At 67.5% G+C, this 23,660-nt stretch carries 37 protein-coding genes; 35 read left to right on the forward strand and 2 right to left on the reverse strand.

All coding sequences use genetic code 11. The annotated features are described in order from the left end of the window. Positions 1-261 precede the first annotated feature (261 nt). The 31 genes from rpsJ to truA all read left to right on the forward strand — a co-directional run bounded on the left by rpsJ (position 262) and on the right by truA (position 17,443). Positions 262-570: a 30S ribosomal protein S10 gene (gene rpsJ / locus AC07FK_RS13145; RefSeq protein ID WP_003948644.1), complete on the forward strand. Its 309-nt coding sequence runs from the start codon at positions 262-264 to the stop codon at positions 568-570. An 11-nt stretch (positions 571-581) separates the two neighbouring features. Beyond that, the gene (rplC, locus tag AC07FK_RS13150; RefSeq protein ID WP_069927448.1) at positions 582-1,226 is read left to right on the forward strand and encodes a 50S ribosomal protein L3; all 645 of its coding nucleotides are present in this window, start codon (positions 582-584) and stop codon (positions 1,224-1,226) included. A gap of 7 nt (positions 1,227-1,233) precedes the next feature. Beyond that, entirely contained in the window at positions 1,234-1,887 is a 654-nt protein-coding gene (gene rplD / locus AC07FK_RS13155) for a 50S ribosomal protein L4 (protein ID WP_138901391.1), read from the forward strand. Then, a complete protein-coding gene (rplW, locus tag AC07FK_RS13160) occupies positions 1,887-2,210 on the forward strand; it encodes a 50S ribosomal protein L23 (protein ID WP_138901390.1) in 324 nt (107 codons plus the stop codon). The genes rplD and rplW overlap by 1 nt, the downstream gene beginning before the upstream one ends. A gap of 39 nt (positions 2,211-2,249) precedes the next feature. Further along, on the forward strand, positions 2,250-3,086 hold the full coding sequence (rplB, locus tag AC07FK_RS13165; RefSeq protein ID WP_138901389.1) for a 50S ribosomal protein L2: 837 nt from the start codon (positions 2,250-2,252) through the stop codon (positions 3,084-3,086). 12 nt (positions 3,087-3,098) lie between these two features. After that, on the forward strand, positions 3,099-3,380 hold the full coding sequence (gene rpsS, locus AC07FK_RS13170) for a 30S ribosomal protein S19 (RefSeq protein ID WP_138894198.1): 282 nt from the start codon (positions 3,099-3,101) through the stop codon (positions 3,378-3,380). 41 nt (positions 3,381-3,421) lie between these two features. After that, positions 3,422-3,769, forward strand: coding sequence for a 50S ribosomal protein L22 (rplV, locus tag AC07FK_RS13175; protein ID WP_028812372.1), 348 nt, complete (start codon positions 3,422-3,424; stop codon positions 3,767-3,769). Beyond that, complete coding sequence (gene rpsC / locus AC07FK_RS13180) at positions 3,769-4,614, forward strand: 30S ribosomal protein S3 (RefSeq protein WP_028812371.1); 846 nt, start codon at positions 3,769-3,771, stop codon at positions 4,612-4,614. Before rplV ends, rpsC begins: the two co-directional genes overlap by 1 nt. A gap of 5 nt (positions 4,615-4,619) precedes the next feature. Continuing rightward, on the forward strand, positions 4,620-5,039 hold the full coding sequence (rplP, locus tag AC07FK_RS13185; RefSeq protein ID WP_028812370.1) for a 50S ribosomal protein L16: 420 nt from the start codon (positions 4,620-4,622) through the stop codon (positions 5,037-5,039). Then, positions 5,039-5,263: a 50S ribosomal protein L29 gene (rpmC, locus tag AC07FK_RS13190; protein ID WP_028812369.1), complete on the forward strand. Its 225-nt coding sequence runs from the start codon at positions 5,039-5,041 to the stop codon at positions 5,261-5,263. Before rplP ends, rpmC begins: the two co-directional genes overlap by 1 nt. Continuing rightward, complete coding sequence (gene rpsQ / locus AC07FK_RS13195; RefSeq protein ID WP_028812368.1) at positions 5,263-5,547, forward strand: 30S ribosomal protein S17; 285 nt, start codon at positions 5,263-5,265, stop codon at positions 5,545-5,547. The genes rpmC and rpsQ overlap by 1 nt, the downstream gene beginning before the upstream one ends. Positions 5,548-5,643: 96 nt before the next feature. Then, positions 5,644-6,012, forward strand: a complete 369-nt coding sequence (gene rplN / locus AC07FK_RS13200) for a 50S ribosomal protein L14 (protein ID WP_003966950.1) — start codon at positions 5,644-5,646, stop codon at positions 6,010-6,012. Positions 6,013-6,014: 2 nt separating this feature from the next. Next, a complete protein-coding gene (gene rplX / locus AC07FK_RS13205) occupies positions 6,015-6,338 on the forward strand; it encodes a 50S ribosomal protein L24 (protein WP_028812367.1) in 324 nt (107 codons plus the stop codon). Further along, entirely contained in the window at positions 6,338-6,895 is a 558-nt protein-coding gene (gene rplE / locus AC07FK_RS13210) for a 50S ribosomal protein L5 (protein ID WP_028812366.1), read from the forward strand. The genes rplX and rplE overlap by 1 nt, the downstream gene beginning before the upstream one ends. Before the next feature lie 2 nt (positions 6,896-6,897). Then, the gene (locus AC07FK_RS13215; RefSeq protein ID WP_004571834.1) at positions 6,898-7,083 is read left to right on the forward strand and encodes a type Z 30S ribosomal protein S14; all 186 of its coding nucleotides are present in this window, start codon (positions 6,898-6,900) and stop codon (positions 7,081-7,083) included. Between the two features lie 210 nt (positions 7,084-7,293). Then, on the forward strand, positions 7,294-7,692 hold the full coding sequence (gene rpsH / locus AC07FK_RS13220) for a 30S ribosomal protein S8 (RefSeq protein WP_028812365.1): 399 nt from the start codon (positions 7,294-7,296) through the stop codon (positions 7,690-7,692). 21 nt (positions 7,693-7,713) lie between these two features. Further along, positions 7,714-8,253: a 50S ribosomal protein L6 gene (gene rplF, locus AC07FK_RS13225; RefSeq protein ID WP_138894201.1), complete on the forward strand. Its 540-nt coding sequence runs from the start codon at positions 7,714-7,716 to the stop codon at positions 8,251-8,253. Positions 8,254-8,256: 3 nt separating this feature from the next. Next, positions 8,257-8,640 carry a 50S ribosomal protein L18 gene (gene rplR / locus AC07FK_RS13230; protein WP_028812363.1) on the forward strand — a complete coding sequence of 128 codons (384 nt, stop codon included), beginning with the start codon at positions 8,257-8,259 and terminating at the stop codon, positions 8,638-8,640. Positions 8,641-8,686: 46 nt separating this feature from the next. Then, the gene (gene rpsE / locus AC07FK_RS13235) at positions 8,687-9,289 is read left to right on the forward strand and encodes a 30S ribosomal protein S5 (RefSeq protein WP_028812362.1); all 603 of its coding nucleotides are present in this window, start codon (positions 8,687-8,689) and stop codon (positions 9,287-9,289) included. After that, entirely contained in the window at positions 9,289-9,471 is a 183-nt protein-coding gene (gene rpmD, locus AC07FK_RS13240; protein WP_028812361.1) for a 50S ribosomal protein L30, read from the forward strand. The genes rpsE and rpmD overlap by 1 nt, the downstream gene beginning before the upstream one ends. A 1-nt stretch (position 9,472) precedes the next feature. Beyond that, complete coding sequence (gene rplO / locus AC07FK_RS13245; RefSeq protein WP_069927442.1) at positions 9,473-9,928, forward strand: 50S ribosomal protein L15; 456 nt, start codon at positions 9,473-9,475, stop codon at positions 9,926-9,928. Positions 9,929-10,175: 247 nt separating this feature from the next. After that, complete coding sequence (secY, locus tag AC07FK_RS13250; RefSeq protein WP_453404610.1) at positions 10,176-11,489, forward strand: preprotein translocase subunit SecY; 1,314 nt, start codon at positions 10,176-10,178, stop codon at positions 11,487-11,489. After that, complete coding sequence (locus tag AC07FK_RS13255; protein ID WP_479104995.1) at positions 11,489-12,151, forward strand: adenylate kinase; 663 nt, start codon at positions 11,489-11,491, stop codon at positions 12,149-12,151. The genes secY and AC07FK_RS13255 overlap by 1 nt, the downstream gene beginning before the upstream one ends. Positions 12,152-12,279: 128 nt before the next feature. Beyond that, positions 12,280-13,116, forward strand: a complete 837-nt coding sequence (map, locus tag AC07FK_RS13260) for a type I methionyl aminopeptidase (protein WP_479104996.1) — start codon at positions 12,280-12,282, stop codon at positions 13,114-13,116. Between the two features lie 149 nt (positions 13,117-13,265). Further along, a complete protein-coding gene (infA, locus tag AC07FK_RS13265; protein WP_003956442.1) occupies positions 13,266-13,487 on the forward strand; it encodes a translation initiation factor IF-1 in 222 nt (73 codons plus the stop codon). 61 nt (positions 13,488-13,548) lie between these two features. Further along, positions 13,549-13,662 (forward strand): 50S ribosomal protein L36, encoded by a 114-nt coding sequence (gene rpmJ, locus AC07FK_RS13270; RefSeq protein ID WP_009740505.1) that lies wholly within the window; start codon positions 13,549-13,551, stop codon positions 13,660-13,662. 195 nt (positions 13,663-13,857) lie between these two features. After that, positions 13,858-14,238: a 30S ribosomal protein S13 gene (rpsM, locus tag AC07FK_RS13275; protein WP_138894206.1), complete on the forward strand. Its 381-nt coding sequence runs from the start codon at positions 13,858-13,860 to the stop codon at positions 14,236-14,238. A gap of 65 nt (positions 14,239-14,303) precedes the next feature. Beyond that, positions 14,304-14,708, forward strand: coding sequence for a 30S ribosomal protein S11 (gene rpsK / locus AC07FK_RS13280; RefSeq protein WP_003948617.1), 405 nt, complete (start codon positions 14,304-14,306; stop codon positions 14,706-14,708). A gap of 148 nt (positions 14,709-14,856) precedes the next feature. Then, entirely contained in the window at positions 14,857-15,879 is a 1,023-nt protein-coding gene (locus tag AC07FK_RS13285) for a DNA-directed RNA polymerase subunit alpha (protein ID WP_003956430.1), read from the forward strand. Between the two features lie 79 nt (positions 15,880-15,958). Continuing rightward, the gene (rplQ, locus tag AC07FK_RS13290) at positions 15,959-16,456 is read left to right on the forward strand and encodes a 50S ribosomal protein L17 (protein ID WP_138901386.1); all 498 of its coding nucleotides are present in this window, start codon (positions 15,959-15,961) and stop codon (positions 16,454-16,456) included. Between the two features lie 102 nt (positions 16,457-16,558). Further along, positions 16,559-17,443 (forward strand): tRNA pseudouridine(38-40) synthase TruA, encoded by an 885-nt coding sequence (gene truA / locus AC07FK_RS13295; RefSeq protein ID WP_479104997.1) that lies wholly within the window; start codon positions 16,559-16,561, stop codon positions 17,441-17,443. Here the strand turns inward: truA and AC07FK_RS13300 are convergent. Further along, positions 17,417-18,307, reverse strand: coding sequence for a hypothetical protein (locus tag AC07FK_RS13300; protein WP_479104998.1), 891 nt, complete (start codon positions 18,305-18,307; stop codon positions 17,417-17,419). The genes truA and AC07FK_RS13300 overlap by 27 nt on opposite strands. A gap of 47 nt (positions 18,308-18,354) precedes the next feature. Between AC07FK_RS13300 and AC07FK_RS13305 the strand changes: the two genes are divergently transcribed. From AC07FK_RS13305 to glmM, 4 genes are all read left to right on the forward strand, one after another. Next, on the forward strand, positions 18,355-19,983 hold the full coding sequence (locus AC07FK_RS13305) for an ABC-F family ATP-binding cassette domain-containing protein (RefSeq protein ID WP_479104999.1): 1,629 nt from the start codon (positions 18,355-18,357) through the stop codon (positions 19,981-19,983). 244 nt (positions 19,984-20,227) lie between these two features. Continuing rightward, a complete protein-coding gene (gene rplM, locus AC07FK_RS13310) occupies positions 20,228-20,671 on the forward strand; it encodes a 50S ribosomal protein L13 (RefSeq protein ID WP_028812351.1) in 444 nt (147 codons plus the stop codon). A gap of 44 nt (positions 20,672-20,715) precedes the next feature. Further along, positions 20,716-21,243, forward strand: coding sequence for a 30S ribosomal protein S9 (rpsI, locus tag AC07FK_RS13315; RefSeq protein ID WP_028812350.1), 528 nt, complete (start codon positions 20,716-20,718; stop codon positions 21,241-21,243). Positions 21,244-21,360: 117 nt separating this feature from the next. After that, positions 21,361-22,719, forward strand: a complete 1,359-nt coding sequence (gene glmM / locus AC07FK_RS13320; protein WP_479105000.1) for a phosphoglucosamine mutase — start codon at positions 21,361-21,363, stop codon at positions 22,717-22,719. On the opposite strand, the gene AC07FK_RS13325 is transcribed toward glmM, so the two are convergent. After that, positions 22,716-23,660, reverse strand: coding sequence for a DUF389 domain-containing protein (locus AC07FK_RS13325; protein WP_479105001.1), 945 nt, complete (start codon positions 23,658-23,660; stop codon positions 22,716-22,718). The genes glmM and AC07FK_RS13325 overlap by 4 nt on opposite strands.

Below are 23,660 nucleotides of genomic sequence, written 5' to 3' on the forward strand. Positions count from 1 at the left end.
CTGCCCCTCCGGGCAGCGCTGGGGCGGACGTACGGGAATCTTTCGGGAAGCGTCAGCGGGGCTGAGACCAGGCGCCCGGTGGGTGTTTCTCCCCCGGACCAGCGGTCGCGGACCGCATCCCCTGCTTCAGGGAAAACCTTCGGGATTTCGTACTGGCGAGGATGCGACACGCCCGACCGCGTGGGTCGGAGGAGAGCGGTGCTGGCAAAGACAGCCCCCGGGTCCCAGAGCGTTTCGAGAGAACAGGACTACTAGGTAGCCATGGCGGGACAGAAGATCCGCATCCGGCTCAAGGCCTACGACCACGAGGTCATCGACTCTTCGGCGAAGAAGATCGTCGAGACGGTGACTCGCACTGGTGCGTCGGTCGCGGGCCCGGTGCCGCTGCCCACAGAGAAGAACGTGTACTGCGTCATCAAGTCGCCGCACAAGTACAAGGATTCTCGCGAGCACTTCGAGATGCGCACGCACAAGCGCCTCATCGACATCCTCGACCCCACCCCCAAGACCGTTGACTCGCTGATGCGCCTGGACCTTCCGGCCGGCGTTGACATCGAGATCAAGCTCTGAGGGGCGCGGAGATGGCTAAGCAGATTAAGGGAATCCTGGGCGAGAAGCTCGGCATGACCCAGGTCTGGGACGAGAACAACCGGGTTGTCCCGGTGACCGTCGTCAAGGCCGGGCCGAATGTCGTGACCCAGGTCCGCACGAACGACACCGACGGCTACGAGTCGGTCCAGATCGCCTTCGGCGAGATCGACCCTCGCAAGGTGAACAAGCCCCTCAAGGGCCACTTCGCCAAGGCCGACGTGACCCCGCGCCGCCACCTGGTGGAGCTCCGTACCTCCGACGCCAGCGAGTACACGCTCGGCCAGGAGATCACTGCCGAGGTGTTCGAGTCCGGCGTCAAGGTCGACGTCACGGGCAAGAGCAAGGGCAAGGGCTTCGCCGGTGTCATGAAGCGTCACAACTTCGCCGGTGGCAAGGCTTCGCACGGTGCCCACCGCGTGCACCGCAAGCCCGGTTCCATCGGTGGCTGTGCCACCCCCGGCCGTGTCTTCAAGGGCATGCGCATGGCGGGTCGTATGGGCAACGAGCGGGTCACCACCCAGAACCTGACCGTCCACGCCGTTGACGCCGAGAAGGGTCTGCTGCTCATCAAGGGCGCCGTCCCCGGCCCCAACGGTGGCCTCGTCCTGGTCCGCACCGCGGCCAAGGGGGTTTGAGGAACCGATGAGCACCATTGACATCCTTACGCCGGCAGGCGACAAGGCCGGGACCGTCGACCTCCCCGCGGAGATCTTCGACGCCAAGGTCAGCATCCCGCTGATCCACCAGGTCGTTGTCGCACAGCTGGCCGCTGCCCGTCAGGGCACGCACAAGACCAAGCGTCGCGGCGAAGTCCGCGGTGGCGGCAAGAAGCCGTACCGCCAGAAGGGCACCGGCCGCGCCCGTCAGGGCTCGACCCGCGCCCCGCAGTTCGCCGGCGGTGGCGTCGTCCACGGCCCGCAGCCGCGTGACTACTCGCAGCGCACGCCCAAGAAGATGAAGGCCGCCGCTCTGCGTGGCGCCCTCACCGACCGGGCGCGCAACGCTCGCATCCACGTCGTCTCCGGCGTGGTCGAGGGTGCGGTTTCCACGAAGGCCGCGAAGTCCCTGCTGGGCAAGGTCAGCGAGCGCAAGCACGTGCTCCTGGTCGCCGAGCGTTCGGACGAGGCCGCGTGGCTGTCCGCCCGCAACCTGCCCCAGGTGCACCTCCTGGAGCCGGGCCAGCTGAACACGTACGACGTGCTCGTCTCTGACGACGTGGTCTTCACCAAGGCCGCCTTCGAGTCCTTCGTGTCTGGCCCCACCAAGGCCGATGAGACCGAAGGGAGCGACGTCTGATGGCTGAGGCGACCGTAACCAGCAAGACCTTCACGGACCCGCGCGACGTCCTCGTCAAGCCGGTTGTTTCCGAGAAGAGCTACGCGCTGCTCGACGAGAACAAGTACACGTTCATCGTCGCGCCCGGCTCCAACAAGACGCAGATCAAGCAGGCCGTCCAGGCGGTCTTCGGGGTCAAGGTCACCGGGGTCAACACGATCAACCGGCAGGGTAAGCGCAAGCGCACCAAGACCGGCTTCGGCAAGCGCGCCGACACCAAGCGCGCCATCGTGACCCTCGCCGAGGGCGACCGTATCGACATCTTCGGCGGCCCGACCTCCTGACGGAGGTCGAGTCGTCCGGAATCGGACGAGGACTGAGAAATGGGAATCCGCAAGTACAAGCCGACTACGCCGGGCCGCCGTGGCTCCTCCGTAGCCGACTTTGTCGAGATCACGCGGTCCACGCCGGAGAAGTCGCTGGTCCGCCCCCTGCACAGCAAGGGCGGCCGTAACAACGCCGGTCGGATCACCGTTCGCCACCAGGGTGGCGGACACAAGCGCGCCTACCGCGTGATCGACTTCCGTCGTCACGACAAGGACGGCGTGCCGGCGAAGGTCGCTCACATCGAGTACGACCCGAACCGCACCGCGCGCATCGCGCTGCTGCACTACGCAGACGGCGAGAAGCGCTACATCATCGCACCGCGTGGCCTGTCGCAGGGTGACCGGATTGAGAACGGCCCCACGGCCGACATCAAGCCCGGCAACAACCTCGCGCTGCGCAACATCCCGGTCGGTACGACCATCCACGCCATCGAGCTGCGGCCCGGCGGCGGCGCGAAGTTCGCCCGTTCCGCGGGTGCCTCCGTGCAGCTGCTGGCGAAGGAGGGCACGATGGCCCACCTTCGTATGCCGTCCGGTGAGATCCGGCTGGTCGACGCCCGCTGCCGCGCCACGATCGGCGAGGTCGGCAACGCCGAGCAGTCGAACATCAACTGGGGCAAGGCCGGCCGTATGCGCTGGAAGGGCGTACGCCCGACCGTCCGCGGTGTCGCGATGAACCCGGTTGACCACCCGCACGGTGGTGGTGAGGGCAAGACTTCCGGTGGTCGCCACCCGGTCAGCCCGTGGGGTCAGAAGGAGGGTCGTACTCGCTCGCCGAAGAAGGCATCGAGCAAGTACATCGTCCGCCGCCGCAAGACGAACAAGAAGCGCTAGGAGCGGGTTTAGATGCCGCGCAGTCTCAAGAAGGGGCCCTTCGTCGACGGACACCTCGTAAAGAAGGTGGACGTACAGAACGAAGCAGGCACCAAGAACGTCATCAAGACCTGGTCCCGGCGCTCGATGATCATTCCCAGCATGCTGGGTCACACCATCGCGGTGCACAACGGCAAGATTCACGTCCCGGTGTTCGTCACCGAGTCGATGGTCGGCCACAAGCTCGGCGAGTTTGCGCCGACCCGCACCTTCCGCGGCCACGTCAAGGACGACCGCAAGTCGAAGCGCCGCTAAGGCGGGGTGCGATGACTATGAACGACACCGAAGGGACAACCATGGAAGCCAGGGCCCAGGCGCGGTACATCCGCGTCACGCCCATGAAGGCCCGCCGCGTGGTGGACCTTATCCGTGGCATGGATGCCACGGAGGCCCAGGCGGTCCTGCGTTTCGCCCCGCAGGCCGCCAGCGTGCCGGTCGGCAAGGTGCTTGACAGCGCCATTGCCAACGCCGCGCACAACTACGACCACACGGACGCCTCCTCGCTGGTCATCAGCGAGGCGTACGTCGACGAGGGCCCGACCCTGAAGCGGTTCCGTCCGCGCGCTCAGGGCCGTGCCTACCGGATCCGCAAGCGGACCAGCCACATCACCGTGGTCGTCAGCAGCAAGGAAGGTTCCCGGTAATGGGCCAGAAGGTAAACCCGCACGGGTTCCGGCTCGGCATCACCACGGACTTCAAGTCCCGTTGGTACGCCGACAAGCTGTACAAGGACTACGTCAAGGAAGACGTCGCCATCCGCAGGATGATGACGTCCGGCATGGAGCGCGCCGGCATCTCGAAGGTGGAGATCGAGCGCACCCGTGACCGCGTGCGTGTGGACATCCACACCGCTCGTCCGGGCATCGTCATCGGCCGCCGTGGCGCCGAGGCCGACCGCATCCGCGGTGACCTCGAGAAGCTCACGGGCAAGCAGGTCCAGCTGAACATCCTCGAGGTCAAGAACCCCGAGATGGACGCTCAGCTGGTTGCTCAGGCCGTTGCCGAGCAGCTCTCCTCCCGCGTCTCCTTCCGTCGCGCCATGCGTAAGAGCATGCAGGGCACGATGAAGGCCGGCGCCAAGGGCATCAAGATCCAGTGTGGTGGCCGTCTCGGCGGCGCCGAGATGTCCCGGTCCGAGTTCTACCGCGAGGGTCGTGTGCCGCTGCACACGCTGCGCGCGAACGTGGACTACGGCTTCTTCGAGGCCAAGACCACCTTCGGCCGTATCGGCGTGAAGGTCTGGATCTACAAGGGCGACGTCAAGAACATCGCCGAGGTCCGTGCCGAGAACGCCGCGGCCCGTGCGGGTAACCGCCCGGCCCGTGGTGGCGGCGCGGCCGACCGTCCGGCCGGTGGCCGTGGCGGACGTGGTGGCGAGCGTGGCGGCCGCGGCCGCAAGCCGCAGCAGGGCGCACCGGCAGCAGAGGCCCCCAAGGCCGACGCTCCCGCCGCCGCTGCTCCGGCTGAGAGCACCGGAACGGAGGCCTGACCGAAATGCTGATCCCTCGTAGGGTCAAGCACCGCAAGCAGCACCACCCCAAGCGCCGCGGTATGGCGAAGGGTGGCACTGAGGTCGCATTCGGCGAGTACGGCATCCAGGCGCTGACCCCGGCCTACGTGACGAACCGCCAGATCGAGGCTGCTCGTATCGCGATGACCCGCCACATCAAGCGTGGCGGCAAGGTCTGGATCAACATCTACCCGGACCGCCCGCTGACGAAGAAGCCTGCCGAGACCCGCATGGGTTCCGGTAAGGGTTCTCCCGAGTGGTGGATCGCGAACGTGCACCCGGGCCGGGTCATGTTCGAGCTGTCCTACCCGAACGAGAAGATTGCTCGTGAGGCGCTCACCCGCGCTGCTCACAAGCTTCCGATGAAGTGCCGGATTGTTCGGCGCGAGGCAGGTGAGTCGTGATGGCGGCCGGTACCAAGGCGACCGAGCTGCGCGAGCTCAACGACGAGGACCTCGTCGCGAAGCTCCGTGAGGCCAAGGAAGAACTGTTCAACCTCCGCTTCCAGGCGGCGACCGGACAGCTCGAGAACCACGGCCGGCTCAAGTCCGTCCGTAAGGACATCGCCCGGATCTACACCCTGATGCGCGAGCGCGAGCTGGGCATCGAGACGGTGGAGAGCGCCTGATGAGCGAGAAGAATGTGACTGAGACGACTGAGCAGCGCGGATTCCGCAAGACCCGTGAGGGTCTCGTCGTCAGCGACAAGATGGACAAGACCGTCGTCGTCGCTGTCGAGGATCGCGTCAAGCACGCCCTGTACGGCAAGGTCATCCGCCGTACGAACAAGCTCAAGGCTCACGACGAGTCCAACGCCGCAGGCGTCGGCGACCGCGTCCTCATCATGGAGACGCGTCCGCTGTCGGCGAGCAAGCGCTGGCGCATCGTCGAGATCCTCGAGAAGGCCAAGTAAATCCTTAGAGGGGTTTCCTTCTAAGTAGTTCCGCCAGGCTCGGCAGGGGCACCCAGGTGCCCCTGCCGGGAACCGGCAGACGATCAGGAGATAGACGTGATCCAGCAGGAGTCGCGACTGCGCGTCGCCGACAACACGGGTGCGAAGGAAATTCTCACCATCCGTGTTCTCGGTGGCTCGGGTCGCCGCTACGCGGGCATCGGCGACGTCATCGTCGCCACCGTCAAGGACGCGATCCCCGGCGGCAACGTGAAGAAGGGTGACGTCGTCAAGGCGGTCATCGTTCGCACCGTCAAGGAGCGCCGCCGCCAGGACGGCTCGTACATCCGCTTCGACGAGAACGCCGCTGTCATTCTCAAGAACGACGGCGACCCTCGTGGCACCCGTATCTTCGGCCCGGTGGGCCGTGAGCTGCGCGAGAAGAAGTTCATGAAGATCATCTCGCTCGCGCCGGAGGTGCTGTAAGCATGAAGATCAAGAAGGGCGACCTGGTTCAGGTCATCACCGGTAAGGACAAGGGCAAGCAGGGCAAGGTCATCGTCGCCTTCCCCCGCGAGAACCGCGTCCTCGTCGAGGGTGTCAACCGGGTCAAGAAGCACACCAAGGCCGGTCAGACCGCTCGCGGTTCCCAGACCGGTGGCATCGTGACGACCGAGGCCCCGGTCCACGTCAGCAACGTGCAGCTGGTTGTTGAGAAGGACGGCAAGAAGGTCGTCACTCGCGTCGGCTACCGCTTTGACGACGAGGGCAACAAGATCCGCGTTGCCAAGCGGACTGGTGAGGACATCTGATGACTACCACCACCGCGCCGCGTCTGAAGCTGCGCTACCGCGAGGAGATCGCGGGCAAGCTGCGTGAGGAGTTCTCGTACGAGAACGTCATGCAGATCCCCGGTCTCGTCAAGATCGTGGTCAACATGGGTGTGGGCGACGCCGCCCGCGACTCCAAGCTGATCGACGGCGCTATTCGCGACCTCACCACGATCACCGGCCAGAAGCCGGCCGTCACCAAGGCCCGGAAGTCCATCGCGCAGTTCAAGCTGCGCGAGGGTCAGCCGATCGGCTGCCACGTCACCCTCCGCGGTGACCGCATGTGGGAGTTCCTGGACCGTACGCTGTCGCTCGCGCTGCCGCGTATCCGTGACTTCCGTGGTCTGTCGCCGAAGCAGTTCGACGGCCGTGGCAACTACACCTTCGGTCTCACGGAGCAGGTCATGTTCCACGAGATCGACCAGGACAAGATCGACCGGGTCCGGGGCATGGACATCACCGTGGTCACCACGGCGACCAACGACGACGAGGGTCGTGCCCTCCTTCGTCACCTCGGCTTCCCGTTCAAGGAGAACTGACCGTGGCGAAGAAGGCCCTGATCGCTAAGGCGGCCCGCAAGCCGAAGTTCGCTGTGCGCGCGTACACGCGTTGCCAGCGCTGCGGCCGGCCGCACTCCGTTTACCGCAAGTTCGGCCTGTGCCGCGTGTGCCTTCGTGAGATGGCTCACCGTGGCGAGCTGCCGGGCGTGACCAAGAGCTCCTGGTAGTACGGGACTTCCCGTACTCCGGATGCTCTCGGTAAGTATCTGGTCGGCAGGAGCCCGACACCGCATGCCGTAGGCTTGTGGGGTTGGGCGCCTGCCGCCCTGACCGACTTACTACGCCGTAGGTCCCCGCACCGCACCCGTCCCGCCACTGAGTGGGGAGAGGGATGGCGCATACAGGAAACCCCGGCGAGAGAGGCCGAAGGCCAATTCATGACCATGACTGATCCGATCGCGGACATGCTGACTCGTCTGCGTAACGCGAACTCGGCGTACCACGACACCGTGGCTATGCCGCACAGCAAGATCAAGTCGCACATCGCGGAGATCCTCCAGCAGGAGGGCTTCATCACCGGCTGGAAGGTCGAGGACGCCGAGGTTGGCAAGTCCCTCGTTCTCGAGCTGAAGTTCGGCCCGAACCGTGAGCGCTCCATTGCGGGCATCAAGCGGATCTCGAAGCCGGGTCTGCGTGTGTACGCGAAGTCCACCAACCTGCCGAAGGTCCTTGGCGGCCTGGGCGTGGCGATCATCTCCACGTCGCACGGTCTTCTGACCGGCCAGCAGGCAGGCAAGAAGGGCGTAGGTGGGGAAGTCCTCGCCTACGTCTGGTAGTCGGGAAAGGAAGGAAAGCTAATGTCGCGAATCGGCAAGCTCCCCATCCAGGTTCCCGCCGGTGTGGACGTCACCATCGATGGCCGCACGGTCGCGGTGAAGGGCCCCAAGGGTTCCCTCACGCACACCGTCGCCGCGCCGATCGAGGTCACCAAGGGTGAGGACGGCGTGCTCAGCGTCACCCGCCCCAACGACGAGCGTCAGAACAAGGCCCTTCACGGCCTGTCCCGCACGCTGGTGGCGAACATGATCACCGGCGTGACCACGGGTTACACCAAGGCGCTCGAGATCAGCGGTGTCGGTTACCGCGTCCAGGCGAAGGGCTCCAACCTGGAGTTCGCCCTGGGCTACAGCCACCCGATCGTCGTCGAGGCCCCCGAGGGCATCACCTTCAAGGTCGAGTCGCCCACGAAGCTCAGCGTCGAGGGCATCGACAAGCAGAAGGTCGGCGAGGTCGCCGCTAACATCCGCAAGCTGCGGAAGCCCGACCCGTACAAGGCCAAGGGCGTCAAGTACGCCGGCGAGGTTATCCGCCGCAAGGTTGGAAAGGCGGGTAAGTAAGCCATGGCATACGGTGTAAAGATCGCCAAGGGTGACGCGTACAAGCGCGCTGCCATCAAGCGCCGCCACATCCGCGTCCGCAAGCACGTCTCCGGTACGCCGGAGCGTCCTCGCCTGGTCGTGACGCGCTCCAACCGCAACATCGTTGCTCAGGTCATCGACGACATCGCGGGCCACACGCTCGCGTCGGCGTCGACCCTGGACGCTTCGATCCGCGGTGGCGAGGCCGACAAGAGCGCCCAGGCCCAGCAGGTCGGCGCGCTTGTCGCCGAGCGTGCCAAGGCTGCCGGCGTCGAGGCCGTCGTGTTCGACCGTGGTGGCAACAGGTACGCCGGGCGCATTGCCGCTCTGGCTGACGCCGCCCGCGAAGCCGGGCTGAAGTTCTAAGCCCCGGTTCCGGGACTAACGGACGTAACAGAGAGAGGTAAATCCAATGGCTGGACCCCAGCGCCGCGGAAGCGGTGCCGGTGGCGGCGAGCGGCGGGACCGGAAGGGTCGCGACGGTGGCGCTGCCGCCGAGAAGACCGCTTACGTTGAGCGCGTTGTCGCGATCAACCGTGTCGCCAAGGTTGTCAAGGGTGGTCGCCGCTTCAGCTTCACCGCGCTGGTCGTGGTGGGCGACGGTGACGGCACTGTAGGCGTCGGATACGGCAAGGCCAAGGAAGTTCCCGCGGCCATCGCCAAGGGCGTTGAAGAGGCCAAGAAGAGCTTCTTCAAGGTTCCGCGCATCCAGGGCACCATCCCTCACCCGATTCAGGGCGAGAAGGCTGCGGGCGTCGTCCTGCTCAAGCCGGCTTCCCCCGGTACCGGCGTTATCGCCGGTGGCCCGGTGCGTGCCGTGCTCGAGTGCGCCGGCGTTCACGACATCCTGTCGAAGTCGCTCGGCTCGTCGAACCCGATCAACATCGTCCACGCGACTGTGACGGCCCTCAAGGGCCTGCAGCGTCCCGAGGAGATCGCGGCTCGCCGTGGTCTGCCCCTCGAGGACGTGGCCCCCGCGGCCCTGCTCCGTGCTCGTGCGGGAGCGGGTGCGTAATGGCCCGTCTCCAGATCACGCAGACGAAGTCGTACATCGGCAGCAAGCAGAACCACCGCGACACCCTGCGTTCGCTCGGGCTCAAGCGCCTGAACGACGTGGTTGTCAAGGAGGACCGCCCCGAGTTCCGCGGAATGGTGCACACCGTCCGCCACCTCGTGACGGTTGAGGAGGTCGACTGACATGGCGGAGAACAACCCGCTGAAGGTCCACAACCTCCGGCCCGCCCCGGGCGCCAAGACCGCCAAGACCCGTGTGGGTCGTGGCGAGGCGTCCAAGGGTAAGACCGCAGGTCGTGGCACCAAGGGCACCAAGGCCCGTTACCAGGTTCCGCAGCGCTTCGAGGGCGGGCAGATGCCCCTCCACATGCGTCTGCCGAAGCTCAAGGGCTTCAAGAACCCGTTCCGCACCGAGTACCAGGTCGTGAACCTGGACAAGCTCGCCGACCTCTACCCGCAGGGTGGAGAGGTCACGGTGGCCGACCTGGTCGCCAAGGGTGCGGTTCGTAAGAACCAGCTCGTCAAGGTGCTCGGCGCCGGCGAGGTCTCCGTGGCGCTGACGGTGACGGTTGACGCCGTTTCCGCCTCCGCCAAGGAGAAGATCGCTGCCGCTGGCGGCACCGTCACCGAGCTCGTCTGAGAGACGAGCCCGATGGCTTGAACACCGACCGGGGATGCCTCCCAAAAGGGGCATCCCCGGTTGGTCGTTCCTAGGGGGGCATGGTCGCCGGTATGGTGGCGTGCACCGTTAACTTCCGTGCGGTGCGCCCGCACGGCTTTTGACTGCTTTGTATTCATGTACTAGTTGCATTCGTTGTTCCGTCGGATTCGTCGATCCTCAATACCGTCACCTCTGACGCAGTAGCGCGGGGGTCGCAGGAGGCACCGTGCTCACCGCGTTCGCCCGGGCGTTCAAGACGCCCGACCTGCGCAAGAAGCTGCTCTTCACACTGGGCATCATCGTGCTGTACAGGCTCGGGGCCCATGTTCCGGTTCCCGGCGTCAACTACAAGAACGTACAGATCTGTGTCGACCAGGCGCAGACGGGCGGGCTCTTCGGGCTCGTCAACCTGTTCAGCGGTGGCGCCCTGCTGCAGATCACGATCTTCGCGCTCGGCATCATGCCGTACATCACGGCGAGCATCATCCTGCAGCTGCTGACCGTGGTCATCCCGCGACTGGAGGCCCTCAAGAAGGAGGGGCAGTCCGGCACGGCCAAGATCACGCAGTACACGCGTTATCTGACGGTCGCCCTCGCCGTGCTCCAGGGCACCGGTCTGGTGGCCACCGCCCGCAACGGCGCGATCTTCCAGGGCTGCCAAGTGGCGGGCCAGATCGTCCCGGACAAGTCGATCTTCGTGACGATCACGATGGTGGTCACGATGACGGCGGGCACCGCGGCCGTCATGTGGCTCGGTGAGCTCGTCACCGACCGCGGCATCGGCAACGGCATGTCGATCCTGATGTTCATCTCGATCGCCGCCGGCTTCCCGGGCGCCCTGTGGGCCATCAAGGAGAAGGGCGAGCTCGCCAACGGCTGGATCGAGTTCGGCATCGTGATCCTGGTCGGCTTCGCCATGGTGGGTCTCGTGGTCTTCGTCGAGCAGGCGCAGCGCAGGATCCCCGTGCAGTACGCGAAGCGCATGATCGGGCGGAAGTCCTACGGCGGTACGTCCACTTACATCCCCCTGAAGGTGAACCAGGCGGGTGTGATTCCTGTCATCTTCGCCTCGTCCCTGCTCTACATCCCGATGCTGATCGTCCAGTTCAGCGGCGGAGGGGCCAGCAGCGACTGGGGCCGGTGGATTCAGGGGAACTTCGTGGATGGCCAGCCCATCTACATCGCCACGTACTTCCTGTTGATCGTGTTCTTCGCCTTCTTCTATGTGGCGATCTCGTTCAACCCCGAGGAAGTCGCCGACAACATGAAGAAGTATGGTGGCTTCATCCCGGGTATCCGGGCAGGTCGGCCTACCGCCGAGTACCTGAGCTACGTGCTCAACCGGATCACTTGGCCGGGCTCGCTGTATCTGGGTCTGATCGCTCTTGTGCCGACGATGGCGTTGGCAGGCTTCGGCGCGAACGCGGACTTCCCCTTCGGTGGAACAAGCATCCTCATCATCGTGGGTGTGGGTCTCGAGACCGTGAAGCAGATCGAGAGTCAGCTCCAGCAGCGCAATTACGAAGGGTTCCTCCGCTGATGCGAATCGTCCTCGTCGGGCCGCCCGGTGCCGGCAAGGGAACGCAGGCCGCGTTCCTTGCCAGGAATCTGTCGATCCCGCACATCTCCACGGGCGACCTCTTCCGCGCCAACATCAGCCAGGGCACGGCCCTCGGCAAGCAGGCCAAGGCGTTCATGGACGCCGGCAACCTGGTACCGGACGAGGTCACCATCGGGATGGCCAAGGACCGCATGGCCCAGCCCGACGCGGTGGGCGGGTTCCTGCTGGACGGCTTCCCGCGCAACGTCTCGCAGGCCCTGGCGCTCGACGAGTCGCTCAAGGCCGAGGGTCTGCACCTCGACGGCGTGCTGGACCTGGAAGTCCCCGAGGACGAGGTCGTGAAGCGGATCGCGGGTCGCCGCACCTGCCGCAACGATTCGAGCCACGTCTTCCACGTGACGTACAGCCCGCCGAAGCAGGACGACGTCTGCGACGTCTGCGGCGGCGAGCTCTACCAGCGCGGCGACGACACCGAGGAAACGGTGCGCCGCCGGCTGGAGGTCTACCACAGCGAGACCGAGCCGATCATCGACCACTACAAGGCGCAGGGCCTGGTGGTCACCATCTCCGCGCTGGGCAAGGTCGACGAAGTCACCGCCCGTGCGATGGAAGCCCTGAAGAAGTCCTCTGCCGAGGGCTGATCGAACGAGCAGTACGACGGTTGCGGCCGCGGTGTCCGAGAGGCGCCGCGGCCGTACTGTTGAGCGCGCGGCGACGCGTGGTACGCAGTACGTGGTAGGCAGTGACAGCGAAGGTGGAAGGCACACACATGGTGGAGATCAAGACCCCGGAGCAGATCGCGAAGATGCGCGAGGCGGGGCTGGTCGTCGCCGCCGTCCACGCGGCGACGCGTGAGGCGGCCGTGCCGGGCGCCACCACCCGGGACCTGGACGAGGTGTCGCGCAAGGTGCTCGCCGAGCACGGCGCGAAGTCGAACTTCCTCGGGTACGGCGGGTTCCCCGCCACCATCTGCACCTCGGTGAACGAGGTCGTCGTCCACGGCATCCCGGACGAGAAGACGGTCCTCAAGGACGGCGACATCATCTCGATCGACGCCGGCGCGATCGTCGACGGCTGGCACGGCGACGCGGCGTACACCGCCTTCGTCGGCACCGGTCACGCCCCCGAGCTGATCGAGCTCTCCCGGGTGACCGAGGAGTCGATGTGGGCGGGCCTGGCCGCGATGAAGCTGGGCAACCGGCTCGTCGACATCTCCAAGGCGATCGAGTCGTACATCCGCCGCCAGCCCCGTCCGGCGACCGGCAAGTACGGGATCATCGAGGACTACGGCGGCCACGGCATCGGGTCCGAGATGCACATGGACCCGCACCTGCTGAACTACGTCACCCGCAAGCGCGGCAAGGGCCCGAAGCTGGTGCCCGGCTTCTGCCTGGCGATCGAGCCGATGGTGAGCCTCGGTACGGCGCAGACGGACGTCCTGGAGGACAACTGGACCGTCGTCACCACCGACGGCACCTGGTCCTCGCACTGGGAGCACTCGGTGGCGTTGACCGAGGAGGGGCCGCTCGTCCTCACCGCCGTCGACGGCGGCAGGGCGAAGCTGGCGGAGTACGGTGTCACCGCCGCTCCCGATCCCCTCGCCTGAACAGCGTAATGATCTTGACTGTTGGGCACACTTGCCGGATTCGTCTTTTCCGGACGCCTGACGTAGACTGACTCGTCGGCTCGCGTGTACCCGTATGCCTGCATACGGATGCGTGAGTCGATCAAGGTAGCCGATTCGAAGGGCGAAGCGTGGCCAAGAAGCAAGGTGCCATCGAAATCGAGGGCACCGTGATCGAGTCCCTCCCGAACGCAATGTTCAAGGTGGAACTTCAGAACGGTCACAAAGTCCTAGCGCACATCAGCGGCAAGATGCGTATGCACTACATCCGCATCCTCCCGGATGACCGGGTCGTGGTGGAGCTTTCTCCGTACGACCTGACGCGTGGCCGGATCGTCTACCGGTACAAGTAGATCTTGCCCGCGTCCCGTGTCTCACGGGGCGGTGGCACTGACCCGGAGAACCTCACATCCCATGAAGGTCAAGCCGAGCGTCAAGAAGATCTGCGACAAGTGCAAGGTGATCCGCCGTCACGGCCGGGTCATGGTCATCTGCGAAAACCTGCGCCACAAGCAGCGCCAGGGCTGACGCACGACCCCCTGCATCTCGCAGAACTTCGCGCGACGCACGTAAGAAACGTAATTACGCAGAACCCAGTGCCCACAGGGTGCTGACACCTCCGGCGGAGGCCGGGGACCTGGCACGTACCGCTCTCTTGACTGAGAGAGGTCGGCGGCCACGGAACGGTTCTGCGGAAGACCTCCGAGCAAACAGGAGCCATGCATGGCACGCCTTGAAGGCGTTGACCTCCCGCGCGAAAAGCGTATCGAGGTCGCCCTCACCTACGTCTTCGGCATCGGTCGCACCCGTGCCAAGGAGACTCTCGCCGCCACCGGCGTGAACCCCGACACGCGCGTTCGTGACCTCGGCGAGGAAGACCTCGTCAAGATCCGTGAGTACGTCGACGTGAACTTCAAGACCGAGGGTGACCTCCGTCGCGAGGTGCAGGCCGACATCCGCCGCAAGGTCGAGATCGGCTGCTACCAGGGTCTGCGTCACCGTCGCGGCCTGCCGGTCCACGGTCAGCGCACCAGCACGAACGCTCGTACCCGCAAGGGCCCGCGTCGCGCCATCGCCGGTAAGAAGAAGCCGGGCAAGAAGTAGTCCTCAGCCGGACGCTTATCAGCGGTCTTCGCTGTAGGACCGACCACCTCCCGTAGGAGATATAGATGCCCCCCAAGGGTCGTCAGGGCGCCGCCAAGAAGGTGCGCCGCAAGGAAAAGAAGAACGTCGCTCACGGGCACGCCCACATCAAGAGCACGTTCAACAACACGATCGTCTCGATCACCGACCCCACGGGCAACGTGATCTCCTGGGCCTCCGCCGGCCACGTCGGCTTCAAGGGCTCGCGCAAGTCCACCCCCTTCGCCGCGCAGATGGCCGCCGAGTCGGCCGCCCGCCGCGCGCAGGAGCACGGCATGCGCAAGGTCGACGTCTTCGTGAAGGGTCCCGGCTCCGGCCGTGAGACCGCGATCCGCTCCCTCCAGGCCACCGGCCTCGAGGTCGGCTCGATCCAGGACGTCACCCCCACCCCGCACAACGGATGCCGGCCGCCCAAGCGTCGCCGCGTCTGATCCAGGTTGTTGCAGTGCGTGACGAGTGAAGACCGACCTTCACTCCGACCGCGTTGTACTCGGGCGGTACGGTCCTTCGGGCTGTGCCGCCCGTACCCTTGTAGTAGTTGGCATCAAATAGTGGGTGCCAAGACTGGAGGCATTTCTCATGCTTATCGCTCAGCGTCCGTCGCTGACCGAAGAGGTCGTCGACGAGTACCGCTCGCGGTTCGTGATCGAGCCCCTTGAGCCGGGCTTCGGTTACACCCTCGGTAACTCCCTTCGCCGTACGCTCCTCTCCTCGATCCCCGGTGCCGCTGTCACCAGCATCCGGATCGACGGCGTCCTGCACGAGTTCACCACCGTGCCGGGTGTCAAGGAGGACGTCACCGACCTCATCCTGAACATCAAGCAGCTGGTCGTCTCCTCGGAGCACGACGAGCCGGTCGTGATGTACCTGCGCAAGCAGGGTCCCGGCCTGGTCACCGCCGCTGACATCGCCCCGCCGGCCGGCGTCGAGGTGCACAACCCCGACCTGGTGCTCGCCACGCTCAACGGCAAGGGCAAGCTGGAGATGGAGCTGACCGTCGAGCGCGGTCGCGGCTACGTCTCCGCCGTCCAGAACAAGCAGGTGGGCCAGGAGATCGGCCGTATCCCGGTCGACTCCATCTACTCGCCGGTGCTCAAGGTCACGTACAAGGTCGAGGCGACCCGTGTCGAGCAGCGCACCGACTTCGACAAGCTGATCGTCGACGTCGAGACCAAGCAGGCCATGCGCCCGCGCGACGCCATGGCGTCCGCCGGTAAGACCCTGGTCGAGCTGTTCGGTCTGGCGCGCGAGCTCAACATCGACGCCGAGGGCATCGACATGGGCCCGTCCCCCACGGACGCCGCCCTCGCCGCCGACCTGGCGCTGCCGATCGAGGAGCTCGAGCTCACCGTTCGTTCGTACAACTGCCTCAAGCGCGAGGGCATCCACTCCGTGGGTGAGCTCGTGGCGCGCTCCGAGGCCGACCTGCTCGACATCCGCAACTTCGGTGCGAAGTCGATCGACGAGGTCAAGGCGAAGCTGGCCGGCATGGGCCTGGCCCTCAAGGACAGCCCGCCCGGATTCGACCCGACCGCCGCTGCCGACGCCTTCGGCGCGGACGACGACGCGGACGCCGGTTTCGTCGAGACCGAGCAGTACTAGAAACTTCCGGCGGGCAGCAGCTCGCCGGTAACTGACACCGGTACCTGATACGGCCGGTGCAGACACAAGGAGAAACACCATGCCGCGTCCCGCAAAGGGTGCCCGTCTGGGCGGCAGCGCCGCGCACGAGCGTCTGCTTCTCGCCAACCTGGCGAAGTCGCTGTTCGAGCACGGTCGCATCACGACGACCGAGGCCAAGGCCCGCCGCCTGCGCCCCGTCGCCGAGCGTCTGGTCACCAAGGCGAAGAAGGGCGACATCCACAACCGTCGCCTGGTGCTGCAGACGATCACGGACAAGAGCGTCGTTCACACGCTCTTCACCGAGATCGCCCCGCGGTACGAGAACCGCCCCGGTGGTTACACCCGCATCACCAAGATCGGCAACCGTCGTGGCGACAACGCCCCGATGGCGGTCATCGAGCTGGTCGAGGCCCTGACCGTGGCCCAGGAGGCCACCGGTGAGGCCGAGGCCGCGACGAAGCGCGCGGTGAAGGAAGACGCAGCCAAGAAGGACGAGGCTGCTCAGGACGACGCTCCGGCCGCCGAGGCTGCCGAGGGCGAGTCCAAGGACGCCTGAGCGTTCTGACTCCACCGGGCGGGCCCGCATCACCCTTCGGGGCGGTGCGGGCCCGCTCTGTTTTCGCTGCTTCGAGTGGGGCTGCTTTGAGAGGATGCGCTGGTGAGCGAGGACATTGAGGGTGCGGCGCCGGGGTTCGTCCGGGTGCGGCTGGATCTTTCGTACGACGGCAAGGACTTTTCCGGGTGGGCGAAGCAGACCGAGCGGCGCACGGTCCAGGGTGAGCTGGAGAGTGCGCTGCGGACCGTGACGCGGTCCTCGCGGACGTACGAGCTGACGGTCGCCGGGCGCACCGACTCGGGCGTGCACGCGCGCGGCCAGGTGGCGCACGTCGACCTGCCCGAGGACGTCTGGGCCGAGCACCACGACAAGCTGCTGCGGCGGCTCGCGGGGCGGCTGCCGCACGACGTACGGGTCTGGAAGGCCGCCGAGGCCCCCGCGGGGTTCAACGCCCGGTTCGCGGCCGTATGGCGGCGCTACGCCTACCGCGTGACGGACGCCCCGGGGGGCGTCGACCCGCTGCTGCGCGGGCATGTCCTGTGGCACGACCGGCCGTTGGACGTCGACGCCATGAACCGGGCGGCGGAGCGGCTGGTCGGGGAGCACGACTTCGCGGCGTACTGCAAGAAGCGGGAGGGCGCGACGACCATCCGCACCCTCCAGCGGCTGAGCTGGGAGCGGGGGGCGGACGGGATCGTCACGGCCACCGTGCGCGCCGACGCCTTCTGCCACAACATGGTGCGCTCGCTGGTCGGCGCGATGCTGTTCGTCGGCGACGGCCACCGGGACGCGGACTGGCCGGGGAAGGTGCTGGCGGCGGGCGTACGGGACTCGTCCGTCCACGTCGTACGCCCGCACGGCCTCACCCTGGAGGAAGTCGGCTACCCCGCCGACGCGTTGCTGGCGGAGCGGGCCCGGCAGGCCCGCAACATGCGGACCCTGCCGGGCTCACCGGCCGGTTCAGGGGCCGGCGGTGGCTGCTGCTGACGCCTGGACCTTCCCGCGCTGGTGGATCTGGCGGAACGTGAACTCCGCCAGGTCGTCACCGGCGGTGTAGACGTTCTTGTCGGTCGTGACGACGTTCCTGCCGGTGGTGAAGCCGCCCACCGTGAAGTAGGCGTAGCGGCCGTAGGCGTTGGCGGTCTTGCGGCAGATCGCGCCGCCCCGGCAGAAGGTCGGGACGCCGGCGCCGGACAGGGAGGCCAGGCCGCCGCTGGCCTGCTCCTTGGCCTTCTCGGCCTGCGCGGCGGTGTCGAAGACCGCCACGCCGACGGTGACGGCGACGCCGTTCGTGGAGTACGTCGCGCGGATCAGCTGGTCGCAGCCGTTGTTGGTCAGTACGGCGCCCAGCGCGCCCTGGGTCCCGGCGGCGCAGGCGGTCGTGCGGTTCGTCGCGCCCTTGGCGTACGCGCGGTCGCCGAACTTCAGCTGCTTGCCGGGGAAGAGCGAGTCGGCGCTCAGCGGCAGCTTGTCCTTCTTGGCGCTGGAGATGAATTCCCTGGGGTCCGGCGGGGGCGGCGGCGCCTGGGAGGAGAACGAGGGGCCGGGCTGCGCGGACCCGGTCGGCAGGGTCTCGGGGGTCGGCAGCCCGCTCGCGCCGGTGTTCCTGGCGTTCGGGCTGCCGCTGTTCGTCGTGACGACCGCCGTGGCGACGATCGCGCCGACGACGGCGGTCGCCAGCACGCCGCCGCCGATGTACATCCACCGCTTCCGGCGGGCGCGCGCGGCGGAGGCGTCGGCGAGCGCCGCCCAGTCCGGCGTGTCGGAGGTGTGCTGCGTTCCGTACGGATCGTGAGGGCCCTGCCGTCCCTCGGGGCCACCCCAGGAGGGCCCCCCTTGCCCAAAGCTCATGCCGCGCATCCTAATCCGGTTGGGTGATGCGGCGGACGGCGGCGAGAATGCGGAGCATGGGACATCTTGAGGCCGCACACGTCGAGTACTACCTGCCGGACGGACGGCCGCTGCTCGGCGACGTCTCCTTCCGGGTGGGGGAGGGCGCGGTGGTGGCCCTGGTGGGTCCCAACGGCGCGGGGAAGACGACCCTGCTCCGGCTGATCTCGCGGGAGCTCCAGCCGCACGGCGGGTCGGTGACGGTCAGCGGCGGGCTCGGGGTGATGGGGCAGTTCGTGGGCTCCGTGCAGGACGAGCGGACGGTACGGGACCTGCTGGTCTCGGTGTCCCCGGAGCGGATCCGGGAGGCGGCCGCCGCCGTGGACCGGGCCGAGCACGGGATCCTGACCGTGGACGACGAGAAGGCGCAGATGGCCTACGCGCAGGCGCTCTCGGACTGGGCGGAGGCCGGCGGGTACGACGCCGAGACCGTCTGGGACATGTGCGCCATGGCGGCGCTGGGCATCCCGTACGACAAGGCGCAGTACCGCGAGGTGCGGACGCTCAGCGGGGGCGAGCAGAAGCGGCTGGTGCTGGAGGCGCTGCTGCGGGGGCCCGAGGAGGTGCTGCTGCTGGACGAGCCGGACAACTACCTGGACGTGCCGGGCAAGCGGTGGCTGGAGGAGCGGCTCAAGGAGACCCGCAAGACGGTCTTCTTCGTGTCCCACGACCGCGAGCTGCTCTCGCGGGCCGCCGACAAGATCGTGAGCCTGGAGCCGGGGCCGACCGGGGCCGACGCCTGGGTGCACGGCGCCGGGTTCGACACCTTCCACGAGGCGCGGGCCGAGCGGTTCGCACGGTTCGAGGAGCTCATGCGCCGGTGGGAGGAGGAGCGCGCGCGGCTCAAGGCGCTGGTGCTGAGGCTGCGGGGGCAGGCCGCGAGCAGCCCCGACATGGCCTCGCGCTACCGGGCGATGCGCACGCGCTTCGAGAAGTTCGAGGAGGCGGGTCCGCCGCCGGAGCCGCCGCGCAAGCAGGACATCCGGATGCGACTGCGGGGCGGGCGCACCGGGGTGCGGGCGGTGGTGTGCGAGGGCCTGGAGCTCACCGGGCTGATGAAGCCGTTCGACCTGGAGGTCTACTACGGGGAGCGGGTCGCCGTGCTCGGCTCGAACGGCTCCGGCAAGTCGCACTTCCTGCGGCTGCTCGCCGGGGAGGACGTCCGGCACACGGGGGAGTGGAAGCTCGGCGCGCGGGTCGTGCCCGGGCACTTCGCGCAGACCCACGCGCATCCCGAACTGGTCGGGCGGACGCTCGTCGACATCCTGTGGTCCGAGCACTCCAAGGACCGGGGCGGGGCGATGGGCGCGCTGCGCCGGTACGAGCTGGAGCGCCAGGGGGACCAGGCGTTCGACCGGCTGTCGGGCGGACAGCAGGCGCGGTTCCAGATCCTGCTCATGGAGCTGGAGGGGACCACCGCGCTGCTGCTCGACGAGCCGACGGACAACCTCGACCTGGAGTCCGCCGAGGCGCTCCAGGAGGGCCTGGAGGCGTACGACGGGACGGTGCTCGCCGTCACGCACGACCGGTGGTTCGCGAAGTCCTTCGACCGGTACCTGGTCTTCGGTTCCGACGGCGTCGTACGGGAGACGGCGGAGCCGGTCTGGGACGAGCGCAGGGTGGACCGGGCGCGGTAGGCCGGGGGCCGGTCGCCGGCCCCCGCCGGGCCGTTTTGACCCGTACGGGGGCAGGCGGGTAAGCTTCCAGTTCGTTATGCGTATTGGCTTGGTCGTTCTCACGCGAGGGGCCCTTACGCCGGTCCACCGGGCCGATGACCAGCGGCAGGCAGACGGGTTGCGTCCCCGAATGCCGCCAAGGCTGTCGTGATCGTCCCAGTGGCCTTGTCAGGACCCACTCACTGAAGAAGCGAAGGCTACGACCGTGCGTACGTACAGCCCCAAGCCCGGCGATGTCACGCGCCAGTGGCACATCATCGACGCGCAGGACATCGTCCTGGGCCGTCTGGCGACGACTGCCGCCAACCTCCTGCGGGGCAAGCACAAGGCGATCTACGCCCCGCACATGGACATGGGCGACTTCGTCATCATCGTCAACGCCGAGAAGGTTCACCTCTCCGGCAACAAGAAGACCCAGAAGATGGCGTACCGCCACTCCGGTTTCCCGGGTGGTCTGCGCTCCGTCCGCTACGACGAGCTGCTGGCGAAGAGCCCCGAGAAGGCCGTCGAGAAGGCCATCAAGGGCATGATCCCCAAGAACACCCTGGGTCGCCAGATGCTCTCGAAGCTGAAGGTCTACGCAGGTCCCGAGCACCCGCACGCTGCCCAGCAGCCGGTGCCGTTCGAGATCACCCAGGTCGCGCAGTAGTTCCGGCCACACCCCCTAAGAACGAAAGAAATCTGAGGAGAATCGTGGCCGAGACCACTGTTGAGACGCCCGTCGAGGGTTCCGAGGCCGAAGAGACCTTCGCCGAGGTGACCACCTTCGAGTCCGAGGTTCCCGTCGAGGGCGAGTACACCAGCGAGTCCCTCGCGGGCCGTTTCGGTGACCCGCAGCCGGCGGCCGGCCTGGGCCGTCGCAAGAACGCCATCGCCCGCGTCCGGATCGTCCCGGGCACCGGCAAGTGGAAGATCAACGGGCGTACGCTCGAGGACTACTTCCCGAACAAGGTTCACCAGCAGGAAGTCAACGAGCCCTTCAAGGTGCTCGAGCTCGACGGCCGCTACGACGTCATCGCCCGCATCGCGGGTGGCGGCGTCTCCGGTCAGGCCGGTGCGCTCCGTCTCGGTGTCGCCCGTGCGCTGAACGAGGCCGACGTGGACAACAACCGCGCCACGCTGAAGAAGGCCGGCTTCCTCTCCCGCGACGACCGTGCGGTCGAGCGCAAGAAGGCCGGTCTCAAGAAGGCCCGTAAGGCCCCGCAGTACAGCAAGCGCTAATCCGCCTGCTTGCCCGTATCAGACGTTTCGCCCCGGCGGCACCTTGTGTGCTGTCGGGGCGTTCGTTTATCGCTTTGTAGCCAGCTTGCATTTTCGGAGCATTTTCGGAGGACACCAGTGGGACGACTCTTCGGCACTGACGGGGTGCGCGGTGTCGCCAACGCGGACCTGACGGCCGAGCTCGCGCTCGGCCTGTCGGTCGCGGCGGCGCACGTGCTCGCCGAGGCGGGCACCTTCGAGGGGCATCGGCCGACCGCCGTGGTCGGGCGCGACCCGCGTGCGTCGGGGGAGTTCCTGGAGGCCGCCGTCGTGGCCGGTCTGGCGAGCGCGGGCGTCGACGTGCGGCGCGTGGGCGTCCTGCCCACCCCGGCGGTGGCGTACCTCACCGGGGCGCTGGGGGCCGACCTCGGCGTCATGCTCTCCGCCAGCCACAACGCCATGCCGGACAACGGTGTCAAGTTCTTCGCGCGCGGCGGTCACAAGCTGGCCGACGAGCTGGAGCACCGGATCGAGGCCGTGTACGAGCAGCACCGGTCCGGTGAGCCCTGGGCCCGGCCGACCGGGGCGGGCGTCGGGCGGGTCTCCGACTACGACGAGGGCTTCGACCGGTACATCGCCCACCTGATCGGGGTCCTGCCGAACCGGCTCGACGGGCTGAAGGTCGTGCTGGACGAGGCGCACGGCGCCGCCTCGCGCGTCTCCCCGGAGGCGTTCGCCCGGGCCGGCGCCGAGATCGTCACGATCGGCGCCGACCCGGACGGGCTGAACATCAACGACGGGTGCGGGTCCACGCACCTGGAGCTGCTCCGGGCCGCCGTGGTCGAGCACGGCGCCGACCTCGGCATCGCGCACGACGGCGACGCCGACCGGTGCCTCGCGGTGGACGCCGAGGGCCGCGAGGTCGACGGCGACCAGATCCTCGCCGTGCTCGCCCTCGCCATGCGCGAGGCCGGTCAGCTGCGCAAGAACACCGTCGTCGGCACCGTCATGTCGAACCTCGGCTTCAAGATGGCCATGGAGCGCGAGGGCATCGAGCTCGTGCAGACCGCCGTCGGCGACCGGTACGTACTGGAGTCGATGAAGGCCGAGGGGTACGCCCTGGGCGGTGAGCAGTCCGGGCACGTGATCGTGCTGGACCACGCGACCACCGGCGACGGCACCCTGACCGGACTCATGCTGGCCGCGCGGGTGGCCGCCACCGGGCGTACGCTCGCGGACCTCGCCGGGGTCATGGACCGGCTGCCGCAGATCCTCGTCAACGTGCCCGACGTCGACAAGTCGCGCGTCACCACCTCCGCGGAGCTGGCGGCCGCCGTCGCCGATGCCGAGCGCGAACTGGGCGCCACCGGACGGGTGCTGCTGCGTTCCTCGGGCACCGAGCCGCTCGTGCGGGTCATGGTCGAGGCGGCCGACATCGAGCAGGCCAAGGCGGTCGCGGGGCGGCTCGCCGACGTGGTGAAGTCCGCGCTCGGTTAGGCGTTCCGAGCGGCTTCGCGCTCGCGCTGCCTCGTCCAGAAGAACTTCTGGACGAGCAGCGTGAGCGTGCCGGCCACGACGATGCCGAGCAGGTTCAGCAGCAACTGCCCGGTGGAGCGCCACGTCTGGCCCCCGTCGCCGTAGATGAGGGCCACGGCGGCGTTGGCCGCTGCCGGGACCGTCGTCACGGAGATGGCCACCCCCACCAGGGCGCCCGACTTGGCCGAGGTGAGGGAGAGCATCCCGGCGGCGCCGGCCAGTACGGCCACGACGAACGAGAACCGGTCGGGCGCGTAGATGAAGCCGGTGTTCGGGCGGTCGGCGTCCAGTCTCGCCTCGGTGAACATGCCCGTCGCGTTCATGAAGAGGCTGAACAGGACCGTCACCGCCATCGCCGCCGCGAAGCCCACGACCAGCGCCGTCAGCGAGCGCCACGCCAGCTTCGGGGCGCGCTGCACCACGGCCGTGCAGAAGCCGGCCAGCGGGCCGAACTCCGGGCCCACCGCCATGGCGCCGACGATCAGGATCGCGTTGTCGAGCACCACACCGCAGGCCGCGATCATGGTGGCCAGCGACAGGAACGCGATGTAGGTGACGGAGAGCGTCGACTCCTCGTGGGTCGCGTCGGACAGCTGCTCCCACAGAACCGCGTCCGCGCCCTCGCCCGGGGCGTCCTTCTCGGCCCGGTCGGCGCGGTGCGAGAGCGACAGGTCGATGTTCTCGACCGCGATCGAACCGCACTCGTCGATGCCCATGCCGCGCAGCGTGTTGATGAGGTCGTCGCCCGCCTCGCGCGCCACGTCGCACATGACGAGGTCGCCCCGCGGGTCGCGGGCCGCGCCGGGGACCACGGCGAGGTGCGTCGTGCCGACCGTCTTCTCCACCGTGCTGACGACCTCTTCGGTGCGGTCGGCGGGGACGATCAGACGCAGGTGAAGCAC

The organism is Streptomyces sp. NPDC046122 (genome assembly GCF_056429965.1).